Origin of the sequence: Mesorhizobium sp. M8A.F.Ca.ET.207.01.1.1, assembly GCF_004794715.1 — a bacterium.
Lineage (GTDB): Bacteria > Pseudomonadota > Alphaproteobacteria > Rhizobiales > Rhizobiaceae > Mesorhizobium.
The window spans coordinates 520,636-533,653 of the sequence record NZ_SRUS01000004.1 but is presented as its reverse complement, the minus strand read 5'-3'; the positions used below and the strand labels follow the sequence as shown (position 1 = coordinate 533,653).

Here is a 13,018-nt window from a genome sequence, read left to right as displayed (position 1 = left end):
GCTTAAACCACATTGCCCGGTTTGCCGAACAGCCCCAACGTCAAAGCTTACAAAAAAGTATACTTGCAGGTCATTGCAAGACCAAGATTGAGCGGGAACTTCGGCGTCCCGTTGCCAGTACCGGGCAGAACAGCCCGCACACCTAATCCCACTAGAAAATCCCGGATATTCGATGCGTCACCCGCATGCCGTCATTCACCACCGCGCGCTCGACTTCTGGCTGGCGCGCGCGGCGGTCCTCGTCATCATCTGCCTGCAGCTTCTGGTCATCAACGATCTTTCATTCGGCCCCCGCTGGCTGGCGCCGGCGCTGGAGGCCGCCCTGCTCGCGCCGCTGTCCGTGGCCACCGCCTGGACGCAGGCCGCCACCCAGAAAGCGGTCGAGGAGGAGCACTGGTATCTGGTCGGACGGTTTCGCGTCATGATCCGCCGGACGGCCCTGGTGATGACCGGCGTCGTCAGCGTCATGAATTGCGGTTCGCTGGTGCTCCTGGTGCGTGCCTTGCTGGCTGGCCATGCCGGCTCCAGCGGCCAGACGCTGCTGGTCGACGCGCTCAACATCTGGGTCACCAACGTGATCGTCTTTGCCTTGTGGTTCTGGAGCACCGACCGGGGCGGGCCGCCGACCTGCGGCCTGGTCAAACGCGCCCATGCCGATTTCCTGTTTCCGCAAATGACCCTGAATGATCGCGAGATCCGCGACTGGCTGCCCGGCTTCGTCGACTATTTCTTCCTCGCCTTCACCAATGCGACGGCGTTTTCACCAACCGACACATTGCCGCTTTCCCGGCGCGCCAAGCTTTTGATGATGGCGGAGGCGATGATCTCGCTGCTGACGATCGCGCTGGTCGCGGCCCGCGCCGTCAACATCCTGGCCTAAGGCAGGTCTACCGAAGTAACCCGGCTTTGGAGCACGCCATGCATGAAAAATCCGAAGATGCGCGTTAGGCCCAGAAACACCGATAGCCCGCCCCGGCGAACCGGAGCGGGCTATTGGTTGTGTGCGATGGCTGTCGCTAGTCCAATGGCATTGCAACACATGCGGGCAATCCGCCATCGTCAATCGGCGCCGAGATCCCGTTCAAAGACCACCTGGTCGCACAACGGAATGCCGTTCACGAGCAGGCCTTCGGGATAACCGGTCGATGGCCCGAACGCATCCCGAACGATGCGGTACATCCGAAAGCCCTGCCGCTGGTAAAATCGCAGGTTGCCGATATCGGCGCTCGCCGTCGAAACGATCAGGCGTCGGCCGCCGCACTCGCGGCAGCGGATGATTGCCGCCGCGACAAGGGCACGCCCCAACCCCTCGCTCTGTCTTGCCGGACGCACGGCAAGGCTCTTGAGTTCGAAGACACCGCCGTCGCCTGTCTCGATGATCTGCGCATGGCCGACGATCCTCCCGCCATCCCGCGCGACGAGCACCTCGCCCTGACCGATATAGCTGGAGATCTGCATGGATGAATCGTCGGCAAGGGCAAACAGCGGCCGCAACGCGTCGCGGTCCCCGTCATATCGTTCAATGTGCATCCGCAAATCCAAACTGAATCAACGCCGCCGCGAACGCGGCAGCCTTGCGTCGGGATATAGCAGTGGCCGGTCGGGAGCCACAAATGCAAAAAGCCCGCCTCGGCGCGAACCGAAGCGGGCTTTGGCTCGATAGAACCGACAGGTGCAGATTTTCGACGCCGAGCAAAGTCTCGGGCTATTCCTCCGCCGCGCGCCTGAACCTCCGCACGATCACCTCGAACAGAATATCCGAGAGGCGGCGACGATCGCCGCACGTTCCCCGGGCGAATAATGCGCGGCATCGTCGATGGTCATGAAGGTGACGTGACGGGACATGAGGGCTGTCCTTGGAAAGCTTGGTTTCCTCGCCCCGCGCGAAGCGGGGGGAGAGGTGGCTCGGCGGAGCCGAGACGGAGAGGGGCATGGCGCCGACCTGGTTAAGCGGGCGCCCTACGAAGCCCCTCTCCGACCGCTGCGCGGCCACCTCTCCCGCGCTTTGCGGGGGCGAGGAACCCAAGTCCTGAGCGGACCCGGCCGGGTCCCCGCTGCTCTGCGGCGTCCCGGCGTTCGCCGGCCTTTCATCGTGCCACCGGCACGATGAATTCGCTTACGCGAACCGGCTGCTCACCCCATCCTCTCCACCTCCCCCGCCGACAGGAACAGCAGCACCACATCGCTCATCCCCAGCAGCGGCGTGAAGGTGACGATGGTGATGCCGCCGGTGGCGTTGGTGCGGGTCAGGCCCTCGGAATAGATGTCGAGCGGCGGTTCCTCGTCGAACCAGACGCCGTGCAGCGTCTCGCCCTGCCATTTCTCGCGGCCCTTTTCAAAGCTCTTGAACGACAGCACGCTCTCGCCGGCCTGCAGATCGCCGCCGCCGCCATGGCGCACCACGACGCTGTCGAGCGCACCGGGCGCGCCGCGCCCCATGATGGTGTCGGCGATCGCATCCGCCGGGATCATGCCGGTGCCCCATGCCGCCTGCTGCTGCGGCGGGCCGACCAGCACGCGCTGCGGGTTGTCGCGCGTGCCCTCGCCGGTGACGCCGGCGGCCCATAGCCGCACCGGCGTGTCGAAAACCTTGCCTTGCCACCACTGGGGATAGCGGCCGGTGAGGTGCATCGCCCATTCGGCGCCGCCTGCTCTGGTCTTGCCGAGCTGGTTGCCAGCCATGAACAGCCGCTCGCGATTGGTCGCGCCGGCCGCGTGAAACTCGGCCTGGCGCTGATACGGTTTGTACGCCGCCAACTGGTTGGCGCGGCGCCGGCGGTCAAGTTCCGCCAGCAGCGCCAGATATTCCGCGCTCGCCGGCATCAGCGGGGCCGGGATCGGAGGTTTCGTCGAGGAACGGCCGGAGGATGGCTTCGAGGGCGCGGATGCGGCTGCGGATTTCCTCATCGCTCAGCGTGTCCAGTTGGTTGATGGCGACATCGATGTCCTTGGGCAGCACCGAAAGCACGATCTTCAGATACTGGTCGGGCTTGTCGGCCCGCACCTCGGCCAGGACGCCGGCGCCGTGCGCCCGGAAATCGGCCCGCACGGCGGCGAGAAAATCGTCGCCCAGCGTCTTCTTCGTCCGCTTCGGGCGGGGCGCCTTCGCCGCTGCCGGGCTGGCGGCGGCTTTGCGCCTCGCCGGCCTTGCCTTGCGGCGCTTCGGCGCGGCGTCGGTTTCGTCAGCCATCGGCCTACCCCAAGGCATCGCCGGTCGCCGCCTTGGGCGGCTCCGATCTGCTTCGCCGGACCGCCTTCTTCGAGCGAACGGTCTTCTTCCCGGCCCGCTTGCCACGCTTCGGCCTTGCGGCAGGTTTTGCCGCCCCGGCCCGCGCCTTGAGCTTCGCCATGGCGAGGCCGACAGCGCGGCTGTCGATGCCGGCCCGCGGAAAGCAAAACCCACCGCTGGCGTCCCGCACCATCCCGATCAGCACGCCGGGCGCCACCGCCTCGACACGGCCGAGCCGCGCCTGCGGCCCCGCGCCGTCGAATTCGCCGATGGCGCTGACGACCTCAAGGCCGTCATCGCCGGTGATGATGGTGGCATAGCGGGGCATGGGGTTTCTCGCATCTCGCGGAGGTAGCGCTCTACGGCGCCCCCCTCTCTCCTGCCGGACATCTCCCCCACGAGGGGGGAGATTAAGCACTCGCCGGCTTTCGCCAATTTCCAACGTCTGATGGAGTGGCGGAGCGCCAAAGCTGCCGATCTCCCTCCATGTGGGGGAGATGTCCGGCAGGACAGAGGGGGGCGCTGTCCCGCCAGCATTCAGATTTGCAATCGCAGCGGCGTTCCTGGCATGGCGCCAAAAAACAAAACCCGCCTCGGCGGCGGGTCGTTGGCGCAAATCAGCACCATGGACAAATATGTAGCATGGCTGCCCTCACCCGGTCAACGAGCTTCTAGGAAAAAATTCACATCTAGCTGGAGGGGGCATGACCGCGGCCCTGACATTCATCAGGCTTTTCAACAGCCGGCTCCTGTGAAATCATCAGCGGCAGCTCATGGAATGATTCCCGTCGCACGGCCTTTTAGGAGAGGACGATGGACAGACCAGCCATGGCATCCGTCTTCAGGATGCGGCACGCTCCGGCCACGGTTTCCGGTGTGCGCAGCACTGGCCAGGGCCAGGCGGATCCGATCATCCGGGTGCACTCGCTTGGCGAAGCGATCCGCTTCGTCGCCCACGCTTACCCCAACTACGACATCAGCACCGTCGCCATAGACTGCGGCGACCCCTCGATCCCGCGCCTCGGCAGCCTCGAGGTCAAGGCGGTGTGGCGCGAATATGGCGAGCGCCTGACGCAGGAATAGACGCGTCCGGCCGGCCAGCGTCCTGGGATCGGAAACGCCGCTGACGCGTTTCCACTGCGATCAATGGAGGGAGCAATCCATGAACGTCGCCAACCTGCAACTCGAAGGCCTGCTGATGGCCGTCGCCTCGATCAACCACGTCCTGGTCAAGAAGGGCGTGCTGACAGCGGAGGAGATCGACATTGCGCTGCGCAAGGCCGAGGCCTCCGAAACCGGCGAGGAGCGATCAGGAGGCATGTCGGCGTCGAGCCGCGACGCCGTCAACTTCCCGATCCGGCTGCTGGAACTCGCCAACCAGTGCCAGCCGGAGGCGGACATGCCGTCCTTCTCGAAGCTGGCCCGCATGGTCGGCCAGATGAAGGAGCCCTACAACGACCAGATGTAAGGTCCTCTTCGCGCCTTGCCGGGCGGGCTACTTAAGCCCTGCCCCGGGCGGGCTACTTAAGCCCTGCCCGGCCATTCCCAGGTTCAGCGCCAGAATCCTCCCCGGTCCATGGACCGCCGCGAACAGCAGGCCGGCCAGGAATGAAAAATGGTCGACGAAGAAGCCGAATTCGGCCTGGTTGCCTGACCAGTGGCTGGGTCCGTGGAAGGCAAAGGCCAGGAACAGCACATAGGCGGCGGCGACCAGGGCGGCCTGCGTGAAGAAGGCGCCGCTCAGCAAGCACAGCACCAGCGCAACCTCCAGGATCGCCGCGCACCAGGCGAGGAAGAGCGGGAACGGGAAACCGGCGGTCGCGATATAGCCCGCCGTGGCCTCCATGCCCATGAATTTGAAGGTCACCGCCATCAGGAAGACGGCGGCGAAGATCAGCCGGGCAACGAGGAGGGCCGCGGTCTGCCACGGCGATTGTGCGATTTGCGACGACATGGTTGTTCTCCAGCTTCATCAGCCCCAAGGACGCGCCGCCACGCGCGGATCCGACATGGGCCAGCGATTTTTCATGAGTCGGCGATTTTTTTCTCTCCGATTTCGGAGCACGCGCAGGGCGCCGATCGTCAGCCCCCACAACATGCGCCGGGCATTCATGAACAATTAACGATCCTGAAACTTGTCCGTAACCGGCAACGTGATATTGTTAGCTGGGGCTAATGCACGGCGTGTCCTGTGCAGTGATTTTGGGGTGGGTCGAGTTTTGGGCGCAAGCGTCAGGTTGGGAACGAAGTCCTATCTGGTCCGGTCACCGGTGTTGGAGTGCGATGGCTGCGGCGGCACTGGGCAGGTTTTCCAGTGCCCGCGCTGGACGAGTTCAAACGGCCTTTGCTGTCCCGCCGGCACGCATTACCGCGGCTGCCCCGGCGCCAGCGCGCCCTGCGCCGAATGCGGCGCGACTGACGGCCACGGCGCCGACTCGGCCTTTCCATCGGCCTGAACCGGGGCCGGCGGCAAGCGCCCGGCGGTCGCCGCCATCCGCCATGGAACCAGCATGACCGATCCGTGTTATGTCTGACCGCGACATCTAGACGTCCGCGCAACCATGCGGCTTACAGAAAGTGAGGCCAGCCATGCCCGACGACAAATCGAAGACCAAGCAGGACCGCAAGCTGGTCTCGAGCGAGGAGACCTATGAGGTCGCCGCCTTCGCGCGCAAATACGGCATTCCGCAGAGCGAGGCGCAGACCATCATCAAGCGCTATGGCCCCTCGCGCAAGAAGCTCGACAACCACATGGCCGCGCGCGGATAGAAGAACGCGGCCCGCAAGGCGGCAACCATTTCACCTGGATGGCGTTGAAGATTGCTGCGGGCCGCGTCAACCGGGCCCGGCGGTACGGTGAACAGGATGTCTTTTTCCCGGTTTCTCATCCTGGCCAACGAAATGGCAGACGAGCATCTGTCCCGCCCGGCCCGTGGCATGCCAAACTGACGAAGCATCGGCTGCACAGCCGTATGGCTGACAGCCAGGGTGGCGAAAACGGAGGGCCGCAACCATGTCCGAGACAACACGCAGGACCGGTAGCTGCCTGTGCGGCGGCGTGCATTTCGTCGTCACCGGCCAGCCGTCACGGGTTGGCCTTTGCCACTGCAAGGACTGCCGCAAGGCGAGCGGTTCGGTCTATTCCGCCTTTGCCATCTGGCCGCGCGATGCCTTCGAGACATCGGGCGAAGTGGCAAGCTACGGCACACGCAGCTTTTGCCCGACCTGCGGCAGCCGCGTCGCCTGGGTCGACGACAACGAGGCCGAGGTGATGCTCGGCAGTCTCGACGTCGCGCCGACGGACCTTGAACCGCAATATGAATTGTGGACCGGCCGGCGCGAAACCTGGCTGCATGCCTTGCCCGACGCCGAGCAGTTCGAGCATGACCGGCCGCTGGCAGAGGGCGCGGATCTGCCAGCGCCGAGAGCCTTGTCGGACGCCGTCGCGAGCGATTGAGCGCAAGCTTGAAAATTGATCGTCCGGACCTGGAACCCTGCCCTGTCGGCCACGTTATCCGGCGCTTCCTCTGTGCATGTCGGCTTGCCCCCGGTTTTGACCGCCATGCGATTCATGGAGACGACCGTTGAACGACAAGATGTTTCCCCGACCGATCCGCCTGAAATTCGCGCCCGAACGGGAGCGCGTGGTGCGCAGCGCCTGGGAAGGTCTGGAATGCCTTGGTGACTGGCCGGCCGGCCGGGGCCGGCGGTACCGGGCGGCACTGCGCAGCTGCCGCGATGCCCTGGATGGCTGGACGCCGCCGGAAAAGGCGATGCGGGCGATGATCGACGCCGCGCGTGAAGCGCGCATCCTCCAATAGCGGGAAAACCAATGGCCGATTTGATGCTGTCGACACCGCTGCGGGTCAAGCCGCATGGATCGGACACGATCCGTGAGGTGGCCACGCTCCAGGACGCCAGTGAAGTCCTCATCGACTGGCCGCATGCCAAGCGCGGCCCTTTCTACCAGGCCGCGCGCGAGAAGATCGAGGCGGCGCTAACCAACAATGAAGGCGCGGCACAGGCACAGGAGGCCTTTACCGCGCTGTGCGATCACGCCGGCCTTCTGGTCCGATAGGCCAAGGCAATGCCCAAACAAAAAGCAGGCGAACTCGCCTGCTTTTTTTGGACCCATTTTCGATCATTGGGTGGGCAGATCGCCGTTGACGATCGGGTGGGAACTCTCGAAGCCGAAGCTCTTCGGCGCCATCAGCATCAGGACGATCACAACAGCAATAGAGGCAAGCAACGTGGCGGTGCCGGCAATATCTCTCACGATCCAATCCTTCCCAGGTCCGTCTTGTCATAGAAACGTTTCCTGGTTCGCGAGGTTCCGCTGCAGGCACTGCAATGTCGTCTAAACCAACTCTACTGCTTCGGTGGCTGGGGCGGCACTTCGCCAGGCTTGATTACCGGTGTGTTGCCTTCATCGGGCGCCGGCGCGGCCATGCCTTGGTCGCCGGTAGCCGGCGGCTTCAACACGCCGCCGCAATCACTGAGCTTTTCGCTTAGGTCGCCGCTGCCGGACTGCTGCTTGCCGCCTTGATCCGTCTGCACCCGGCATTTGTCGCCCTGCTGGTTCGGTATCTGCTGAGCCGTCTGTGCCGCGGCCGGCATCGCCACGGCCAGCATCGTGGCGCATGATGCTATGGCGAGAGCTTTCATCTCGGCCTCCTTCGTTGAACAGCCGCCCGCGGCGGCCTTCCCTTCAGTGGGACAACGCCCGTCGGCCCGAAAGGTTGGCCCAATGGGTTGGCGAAGAGGGCCTGCCTCTGGGGCCGGAGCGGCTGTCTGTCGCCCTCACTCCAAGGCCGGCCCTGGGTTCGAGGCGGTGCAGCTGCCCTGCCACGATCAGCATTGCGAATCCGGCCAGGGGCCAAGGCCGCGGGCGACGCCGATCGCGCCGGCGAGCCACCTTCGCGGCGCAAAGAGCCGGCGCTTGCACAAAAGGCGCTGCAACCAACTCCGTTCTCCAGCCGTTGCCTGTGCCGGAGGCCAGCCATGTTCGAGCATTTCCAGCCTATCGACGTCGACATCGGGGACGCCAGCATCTTCGTGCGCCGCTCCGGAGGCGGACCGGCGGTGCTTTTGCTGCACGGCTTTCCGCAGACCCATCTGATGTGGCGCGACGTTGCGCCGGCGCTCGCCGAACGTTTCACCGTCATCTGCGCCGACCTGCGCGGCTATGGCCGCAGCGCCTGCCCGGCATCGAGCGCCGATCACGCGCCCTATGCCAAGCGGGCCATGGCATCCGACATGGTGGCGATGATGGCGGAACTCGGCTTTACCAGCTTCATGGTCGCTGGCCATGATCGCGGCGGGCGTGTCGCCTACCGCCTGGCGCTCGACCATCCCGGCCCTATCAAAAAACTCGCCGTGCTCGACATCGTGCCCACGGCCGATGCCTGGGACCGGGCCGATGCCCGGCTGGCCCTCGGCTACTGGCCGTGGTCCCTGCTCGCGCAGCCCGCGCCCTTGCCGGAAAAGATCCTGGCTGGCGCCCCCGACGCCATCGTCGACAATGCGCTGGGCGGCTGGGGTTCGTCGTCCGATGTCTTTCCAGCCGGCATCCGCCAGGCCTATGTCGATGCCTTGCGCGACCCCGCCCACATCCATGCGATCTGCGAGGAATACCGGGCGGCGGCAACGCTCGACCGCGAACACGACCGGGCGGACAAAGCCGCCGGCCGGCGCATCGCCTGCCCGGTGCTGGCACTGTGGAGCGGGCAAGGCGCGCTGTCCCAATGGTATGCCGGCGAAGGCGGACCGCTGGCGTTGTGGCGGAACTGGGCTGATGACGTGCGTGGCCGCGCTATGTCAGGCGGGCATTTCTTCCCCGAGGAAATGCCCGGGCAAACGGCTGGCGCGCTGATCGATTTCTTCGGCGAGGTCAAGGCCGGTGCCGGTTAGCCACCGCCCCGGTTAGCCACTGCCAGTCACCTCGGATCAGCCGACTGATTGCTCCGCTGTATCGTCGCCGTCGGGTTCACCAGGCCGGAAAGGATCGGATCTTCGCGGACACTCCTCGAAACGATGGTCGCGGCCGCCGCAGAAGGAACAGCACATCGCCTCACGGCCCTCGTTTCCGGGCCACCATTGCGGTGTTTCGTAGGGTTTCCTGCCGTCCATGCCCAGCAATGCGCGACGCCCGATTTGGTTGCGCGGAACCCAACAGACACGAAAGCGGTTGTGTGCGACAATGCAAGCGGCCATTCCAGCGCCAATCCGGACCGGCCGCATGTGCAATTCAGTCAAACCGAAGAGAACCCTAATGTCCGCTCGCGTTCTGACCCTGTTGATGGCCATCGGCGCCGTGCTCGCGACGACCGGCCTGGCCGATGCCCGTCCCGACAGCCGCTCCATGAGTTGCGGCGAGATTCGCGCCATGATCCAGAGCCATCGCGCCGTGGTGCTGACCACCGGCCGCAACACCTATGACCGCTATGTCAGGCAGTTCGGCAACGAGTGCGACTGGCCTGACGTCCCGATGTCGGCCTATATCCCGTCCCGCGACGGTACCTGCCCGGTCTATCGCTGCCAGGACCCGGGCGTCGATTTCCCGAATTGACGGCCGGTGGTCCGAATTGACGGCAAGCCGCAAGGACGCCATAACGTCCCGCCTTTCCCGCTTCGTCTAATGGTAGGACAGCGCCCTTTGAAGGCGTGAATCGTGGTTCGAGCCCATGAGCGGGAACCAAACAAAACCAATGACTTAGATGCAATTTTTGACGTATCGTCGAATATGCATCGATCCCCCGAAGGCCGCCACAGATGGCCTTTTGGGAACTTCCTCGACACGACGACGTTGCGCCTTTTTCCAACGAAGGAGGTTGTCATGGACTGGAATCGCGTCGAGGGAAACTGGAAGCAAGTGAAGGGCAAGGTCAAAGAACAGTGGGGAAAACTCACCGACGATGATCTCGATCGCATCGCCGGCAAACGCGATCAGCTCGAAGGCAAGATCCAGGAGCGCTACGGCATCGAAAAGGATCGCGCCCGTCGGGATATCGATGACTGGTATAGCAGGCAGGGCTGGTAGGAAAGGCACCGTGAATCCAGCCTTCGTCTTCGGCATGCACGGGACTCGCGCAACCTTCCCCGGCCTCCGAAAGCGATGGCCCGCGCCACCCAACTCTGACGCGGGCCGACCAAAGGCCTTGGAGGGACGTTGGTCAGCAGTCGACCCCGGCTGCCGATGATTCAATCAGCGTGCGCTAAAATAGTTCCAACTTTCGAAACTCCATACTCATGCAACAAAGCCTGGCAAACCACGTCGTCACCATCTGGAGACTAAGCCGCGGCCAGCCGGCCGACCAACGCGATTTGCGTCAGCTCTTCTAGCTCGAAAAGCCAGGCCACGAGCCGTTGGCCAGCGTTATTGAATTTGCTTGCCTTAAATGGAAGGCCCGCCGCGTGGCCCCCCGCGACGGGCCCTGGGCGTGGCTACATCCTAAAGAATCGACCACGATATGATTAACGCCCGCCTCCAAAGAATGTTCCAGGCATGAAAAAGCCCGCCGGGCGAAACCGGCGGGAAGAGACAGAAGTGCTAGGGATCTACCCAGCATAGGGTCAACGGGTGGCGGCAGGGTTGGTTGCGGACGGGGAATGACGCGGCCAATGTCGCGCAAGGACACCTCCTTTCGGATGACTTCGTTCTTATTGGAAGGCGGGGCATAGTCGGCGCAGCCCGGCAGGACCCCGTGGCCCCCCACAGGTACCGGCCGGCTAGGCTCGGCGCTCCCCTCCAAACTCCGGCGCCGAGCCGCCGCATTCCCGGCCCCCCGATCATACGAACCGCGAAGCGTAAAACTGTAGCCCGCCAGCGGAGCACTCGGCCAGACCGCCAGTCAGTCTTTGCTACTGTTCCTCCGCCGATCGATCGCGCCATAATCAGGGATGCAGGTGAAGAACACCGGCCGCTGACCCCTGCCTGCACGCTTGCACAGATCGCACCGGAACACTTTCACCAAGTCGTTATGCATGGCGCCGTGGTCGAGCCCCAGGCGGGTGCCCAGCGCTTGCAAGTCGATCTGGAGGGAATGATTGCACATCGGATGCCCGCAGGTGACGTAGAACGTCTCGCGGTTGCGAATGGCATCGGCAATGGTTTTGGACATGATGCGGCCTCAGATTGCAGAAATTGCCGCGCGAGGAATATGTTCCTATCGGTTGACTTGGCAAGGGCGGAGCCGATGGCCATCAACAACGTTCTGACGCATGCTCAAGAAAATCGCTTTGCCGCGGCCTTCATGTCGCCGCCTCCTCGGCTGACGCAAACTTTCCTCCGTGGATCAACCGTCACGCAAGCCTCCGGCTCATGGGCCAATCAGGGAACAACTTCCATCCCGCGCGAGTTGTTGAGCCGGGAGGACGCGGATCATGATAAGGTGGCCATTGTCATGCAACACATCGATGACACCAAAAAGCTGGTTGACCGCTTGGATGAAACGGAGCGTCGCATCAAGGAAACTCAGGAAGTCATCGAGGGGAACCGTAGGCTTATAGAGCGATCCCGTGAAATTCTTTCCAATGTAGCGAGCGCTGCAGCGCTTCGCGGCTTAGGCTAGTATCTGGACCTGAGAGTGTGTCCGCGCCGGGCGGGATAAACCAGCAAACGGCATTTGTGCTGAGCATCGTAAGCCGCCGGGAGGAACTCCAGCTTGGCCCGGCTGCCGGTAGTCCTTAAAACCCCCGTGTCGACATGCGATCGGGGATGTGGTTCGGGTCCATGAACGGGAACCAGGCAGAAAACCGCAAGCGAACTCTCTGAACGGAATCAGGCCGGATCGCTTCAGATCCGCTACCGATCGGCCAATCGGGATACAGGTAGGATGTCGGCCGGTGCCCTGCCTGCTAGGACCGCTCGCACCGGAAAATCCAAGTCATCGTGCCTCCGTAGTCCAGCCCCAGGCGGGCGCCTGGGGCCTTGGATGAACAATTCAGAATGGCAGGAGGACGGCGACTTCCGCCCTGGACCCCGTCGCGATTGACGGCCAGTTAACGTTACGTTAACTTTAATTTAGATTACACTAAAATAGGTGGCTCTAATGAAAATGGCTCTCGTTTGCCTGGCGCTTGTCCTCGCCGGTTCAAGTGTCGCTGCGGCGCACGAAAAGAAGGCAAAAGTCACTGCTGCGAACACATGCGCTGGTCTATCGATCAAGGCGGCAGTGGCGGCAAAATTGGACTGCACTGCAACCGGAACAGCAACGTCGACCCAGACCGACGCAGCGAATACCAAGCCGCGCCTCGGGTACCAGAACGCTTGGACGATATCCTCGTTTGGCCTTTGATGTTCCGGCGTTTGGTCTACCCAAAGGCGCGGACCGGGCCGGGCCTTTAAGCGCGGTCGCTTCCCTGGCCAAGCAGTTTCGATTACGGGCGTCGAATACCTTTGGAAGAAGCGCAGCCGAATGCCCACGGGGCGGTGCTCGATCCCCGGCATGAAACCTTGCGTCCCGTTGCACGTTGTCGGCCAACAGGAGAGTTTCATGGATCCGGCAACCGCGGCGGTGATGATCATGCTTTCATGCAACGCATCGCTCTGCCGGCCCATGGAGTCGCAGCCCGTCGCCTATTCCTCGCTCGAGGAATGCCAAGCGGCCCTTGCAGTCAGATTGGCACCGTGGCCGGGCGGCGAAATGGTCGGCCGATGCAAGCAGGTCGACCGGACGGCGACCGGCTCGATTCCCCCGGAAGGCTATGCCACGGTTCAAGTCACGCGTGGGATGGGCCGCGATGCGGTCACCACCAACTACTTCGTTCCGAGAGCCAACTAGAAGCCTG

19 protein-coding genes, 1 tRNA gene and 1 pseudogene are annotated in these 13,018 nt (G+C 63.6%); 13 read left to right on the top strand and 8 right to left on the bottom strand.

Annotated elements, in window-relative coordinates:
* Nucleotides 1-172 precede the first annotated feature (172 nt).
* Nucleotides 173-880, top strand: a complete 708-nt coding sequence (locus tag EN850_RS14980; RefSeq protein ID WP_127873230.1) for a hypothetical protein — start codon at nt 173-175, stop codon at nt 878-880.
* A 179-nt stretch (nt 881-1,059) separates the two neighbouring features.
* On the opposite strand, the gene EN850_RS14975 is transcribed toward EN850_RS14980, so the two are convergent.
* The 4 genes and pseudogenes from EN850_RS14975 to EN850_RS14955 all read right to left on the bottom strand — a co-directional run bounded on the left by EN850_RS14975 (nt 1,060) and on the right by EN850_RS14955 (nt 3,557).
* On the bottom strand, nt 1,060-1,530 hold the full coding sequence (locus tag EN850_RS14975; protein ID WP_136091641.1) for a GNAT family N-acetyltransferase: 471 nt from the start codon (nt 1,528-1,530) through the stop codon (nt 1,060-1,062).
* Nucleotides 1,531-2,163: 633 nt separating this feature from the next.
* Nucleotides 2,164-2,823, bottom strand: a pseudogene (locus tag EN850_RS14965) (terminase family protein); the annotation flags it as partial.
* Nucleotides 2,780-3,190, bottom strand: coding sequence for a hypothetical protein (locus EN850_RS14960; RefSeq protein ID WP_246689217.1), 411 nt, complete (start codon nt 3,188-3,190; stop codon nt 2,780-2,782). The gene EN850_RS14960 and the pseudogene EN850_RS14965, both read right to left, overlap by 44 nt.
* 4 nt (nt 3,191-3,194) lie before the next feature.
* Nucleotides 3,195-3,557: a hypothetical protein gene (locus EN850_RS14955; protein WP_136091639.1), complete on the bottom strand. Its 363-nt coding sequence runs from the start codon at nt 3,555-3,557 to the stop codon at nt 3,195-3,197.
* Between the two features lie 485 nt (nt 3,558-4,042).
* Between EN850_RS14955 and EN850_RS14945 the strand changes: the two genes are divergently transcribed.
* Entirely contained in the window at nt 4,043-4,312 is a 270-nt protein-coding gene (locus tag EN850_RS14945) for a hypothetical protein (RefSeq protein WP_127279405.1), read from the top strand.
* A gap of 79 nt (nt 4,313-4,391) precedes the next feature.
* Nucleotides 4,392-4,697, top strand: coding sequence for a hypothetical protein (locus tag EN850_RS14940; protein WP_127279404.1), 306 nt, complete (start codon nt 4,392-4,394; stop codon nt 4,695-4,697).
* A gap of 27 nt (nt 4,698-4,724) precedes the next feature.
* Here the strand turns inward: EN850_RS14940 and EN850_RS14935 are convergent, their stop codons facing one another.
* Nucleotides 4,725-5,183 (bottom strand): DoxX family protein, encoded by a 459-nt coding sequence (locus EN850_RS14935; protein WP_136091638.1) that lies wholly within the window; start codon nt 5,181-5,183, stop codon nt 4,725-4,727.
* 635 nt (nt 5,184-5,818) lie between these two features.
* Between EN850_RS14935 and EN850_RS14930 the strand changes: the two genes are divergently transcribed.
* The 4 genes from EN850_RS14930 to EN850_RS14915 all read left to right on the top strand — a co-directional run bounded on the left by EN850_RS14930 (nt 5,819) and on the right by EN850_RS14915 (nt 7,307).
* Nucleotides 5,819-5,998: a DUF3606 domain-containing protein gene (locus tag EN850_RS14930; RefSeq protein ID WP_015317039.1), complete on the top strand. Its 180-nt coding sequence runs from the start codon at nt 5,819-5,821 to the stop codon at nt 5,996-5,998.
* Nucleotides 5,999-6,242: 244 nt separating this feature from the next.
* On the top strand, nt 6,243-6,686 hold the full coding sequence (locus EN850_RS14925) for a GFA family protein (protein ID WP_127870391.1): 444 nt from the start codon (nt 6,243-6,245) through the stop codon (nt 6,684-6,686).
* Nucleotides 6,687-6,813: 127 nt separating this feature from the next.
* A complete protein-coding gene (locus tag EN850_RS14920) occupies nt 6,814-7,050 on the top strand; it encodes a DUF982 domain-containing protein (RefSeq protein ID WP_127279401.1) in 237 nt (78 codons plus the stop codon).
* 11 nt (nt 7,051-7,061) lie between these two features.
* The gene (locus EN850_RS14915) at nt 7,062-7,307 is read left to right on the top strand and encodes a DUF982 domain-containing protein (protein ID WP_135866170.1); all 246 of its coding nucleotides are present in this window, start codon (nt 7,062-7,064) and stop codon (nt 7,305-7,307) included.
* Between the two features lie 63 nt (nt 7,308-7,370).
* On the opposite strand, the gene EN850_RS37720 is transcribed toward EN850_RS14915, so the two are convergent.
* Nucleotides 7,371-7,505 carry a hypothetical protein gene (locus EN850_RS37720; RefSeq protein ID WP_281041223.1) on the bottom strand — a complete coding sequence of 45 codons (135 nt, stop codon included), beginning with the start codon at nt 7,503-7,505 and terminating at the stop codon, nt 7,371-7,373.
* A gap of 92 nt (nt 7,506-7,597) precedes the next feature.
* A complete protein-coding gene (locus EN850_RS14910; protein ID WP_127279767.1) occupies nt 7,598-7,894 on the bottom strand; it encodes a hypothetical protein in 297 nt (98 codons plus the stop codon).
* 336 nt (nt 7,895-8,230) lie between these two features.
* On the opposite strand from EN850_RS14910, the gene EN850_RS14905 reads away from it, so the two are divergent.
* From EN850_RS14905 to EN850_RS14890, 4 genes are all read left to right on the top strand, one after another.
* A complete protein-coding gene (locus EN850_RS14905) occupies nt 8,231-9,139 on the top strand; it encodes an alpha/beta hydrolase (RefSeq protein WP_136091637.1) in 909 nt (302 codons plus the stop codon).
* Nucleotides 9,140-9,500: 361 nt separating this feature from the next.
* A complete protein-coding gene (locus tag EN850_RS14900) occupies nt 9,501-9,797 on the top strand; it encodes a hypothetical protein (RefSeq protein ID WP_127870389.1) in 297 nt (98 codons plus the stop codon).
* Nucleotides 9,798-9,852: 55 nt separating this feature from the next.
* Nucleotides 9,853-9,926, top strand: a tRNA-Gln gene (locus tag EN850_RS14895).
* Nucleotides 9,927-10,064: 138 nt separating this feature from the next.
* On the top strand, nt 10,065-10,268 hold the full coding sequence (locus EN850_RS14890) for a CsbD family protein (RefSeq protein WP_127279764.1): 204 nt from the start codon (nt 10,065-10,067) through the stop codon (nt 10,266-10,268).
* Nucleotides 10,269-11,079: 811 nt separating this feature from the next.
* Here the strand turns inward: EN850_RS14890 and EN850_RS14885 are convergent.
* The gene (locus tag EN850_RS14885) at nt 11,080-11,349 is read right to left on the bottom strand and encodes a hypothetical protein (protein ID WP_136091636.1); all 270 of its coding nucleotides are present in this window, start codon (nt 11,347-11,349) and stop codon (nt 11,080-11,082) included.
* Nucleotides 11,350-11,424: 75 nt separating this feature from the next.
* On the opposite strand from EN850_RS14885, the gene EN850_RS14880 reads away from it, so the two are divergent.
* Nucleotides 11,425-11,799 carry a hypothetical protein gene (locus EN850_RS14880; protein ID WP_135882018.1) on the top strand — a complete coding sequence of 125 codons (375 nt, stop codon included), beginning with the start codon at nt 11,425-11,427 and terminating at the stop codon, nt 11,797-11,799.
* A gap of 924 nt (nt 11,800-12,723) precedes the next feature.
* Nucleotides 12,724-13,011 (top strand): hypothetical protein, encoded by a 288-nt coding sequence (locus EN850_RS14875; protein WP_127870387.1) that lies wholly within the window; start codon nt 12,724-12,726, stop codon nt 13,009-13,011.
* Nucleotides 13,012-13,018 lie beyond the last annotated feature (7 nt).

Coding starts and splice junctions, on each gene's coding strand:
- EN850_RS14980 (WP_127873230.1), top strand. CDS start 173: ATGCGTCACCCGCATGCCGTCATTCACCACCGCGCGCTCGACTTCTGG.
- EN850_RS14975 (WP_136091641.1), bottom strand. CDS start 1,530: ATGCACATTGAACGATATGACGGGGACCGCGACGCGTTGCGGCCGCTG.
- EN850_RS14960 (WP_246689217.1), bottom strand. CDS start 3,190: ATGGCTGACGAAACCGACGCCGCGCCGAAGCGCCGCAAGGCAAGGCCG.
- EN850_RS14955 (WP_136091639.1), bottom strand. CDS start 3,557: ATGCCCCGCTATGCCACCATCATCACCGGCGATGACGGCCTTGAGGTC.
- EN850_RS14945 (WP_127279405.1), top strand. CDS start 4,043: ATGGACAGACCAGCCATGGCATCCGTCTTCAGGATGCGGCACGCTCCG.
- EN850_RS14940 (WP_127279404.1), top strand. CDS start 4,392: ATGAACGTCGCCAACCTGCAACTCGAAGGCCTGCTGATGGCCGTCGCC.
- EN850_RS14935 (WP_136091638.1), bottom strand. CDS start 5,183: ATGTCGTCGCAAATCGCACAATCGCCGTGGCAGACCGCGGCCCTCCTC.
- EN850_RS14930 (WP_015317039.1), top strand. CDS start 5,819: ATGCCCGACGACAAATCGAAGACCAAGCAGGACCGCAAGCTGGTCTCG.
- EN850_RS14925 (WP_127870391.1), top strand. CDS start 6,243: ATGTCCGAGACAACACGCAGGACCGGTAGCTGCCTGTGCGGCGGCGTG.
- EN850_RS14915 (WP_135866170.1), top strand. CDS start 7,062: ATGGCCGATTTGATGCTGTCGACACCGCTGCGGGTCAAGCCGCATGGA.
- EN850_RS14910 (WP_127279767.1), bottom strand. CDS start 7,894: ATGAAAGCTCTCGCCATAGCATCATGCGCCACGATGCTGGCCGTGGCG.
- EN850_RS14905 (WP_136091637.1), top strand. CDS start 8,231: ATGTTCGAGCATTTCCAGCCTATCGACGTCGACATCGGGGACGCCAGC.
- EN850_RS14900 (WP_127870389.1), top strand. CDS start 9,501: ATGTCCGCTCGCGTTCTGACCCTGTTGATGGCCATCGGCGCCGTGCTC.
- EN850_RS14890 (WP_127279764.1), top strand. CDS start 10,065: ATGGACTGGAATCGCGTCGAGGGAAACTGGAAGCAAGTGAAGGGCAAG.
- EN850_RS14885 (WP_136091636.1), bottom strand. CDS start 11,349: ATGTCCAAAACCATTGCCGATGCCATTCGCAACCGCGAGACGTTCTAC.
- EN850_RS14880 (WP_135882018.1), top strand. CDS start 11,425: ATGGCCATCAACAACGTTCTGACGCATGCTCAAGAAAATCGCTTTGCC.
- EN850_RS14875 (WP_127870387.1), top strand. CDS start 12,724: ATGGATCCGGCAACCGCGGCGGTGATGATCATGCTTTCATGCAACGCA.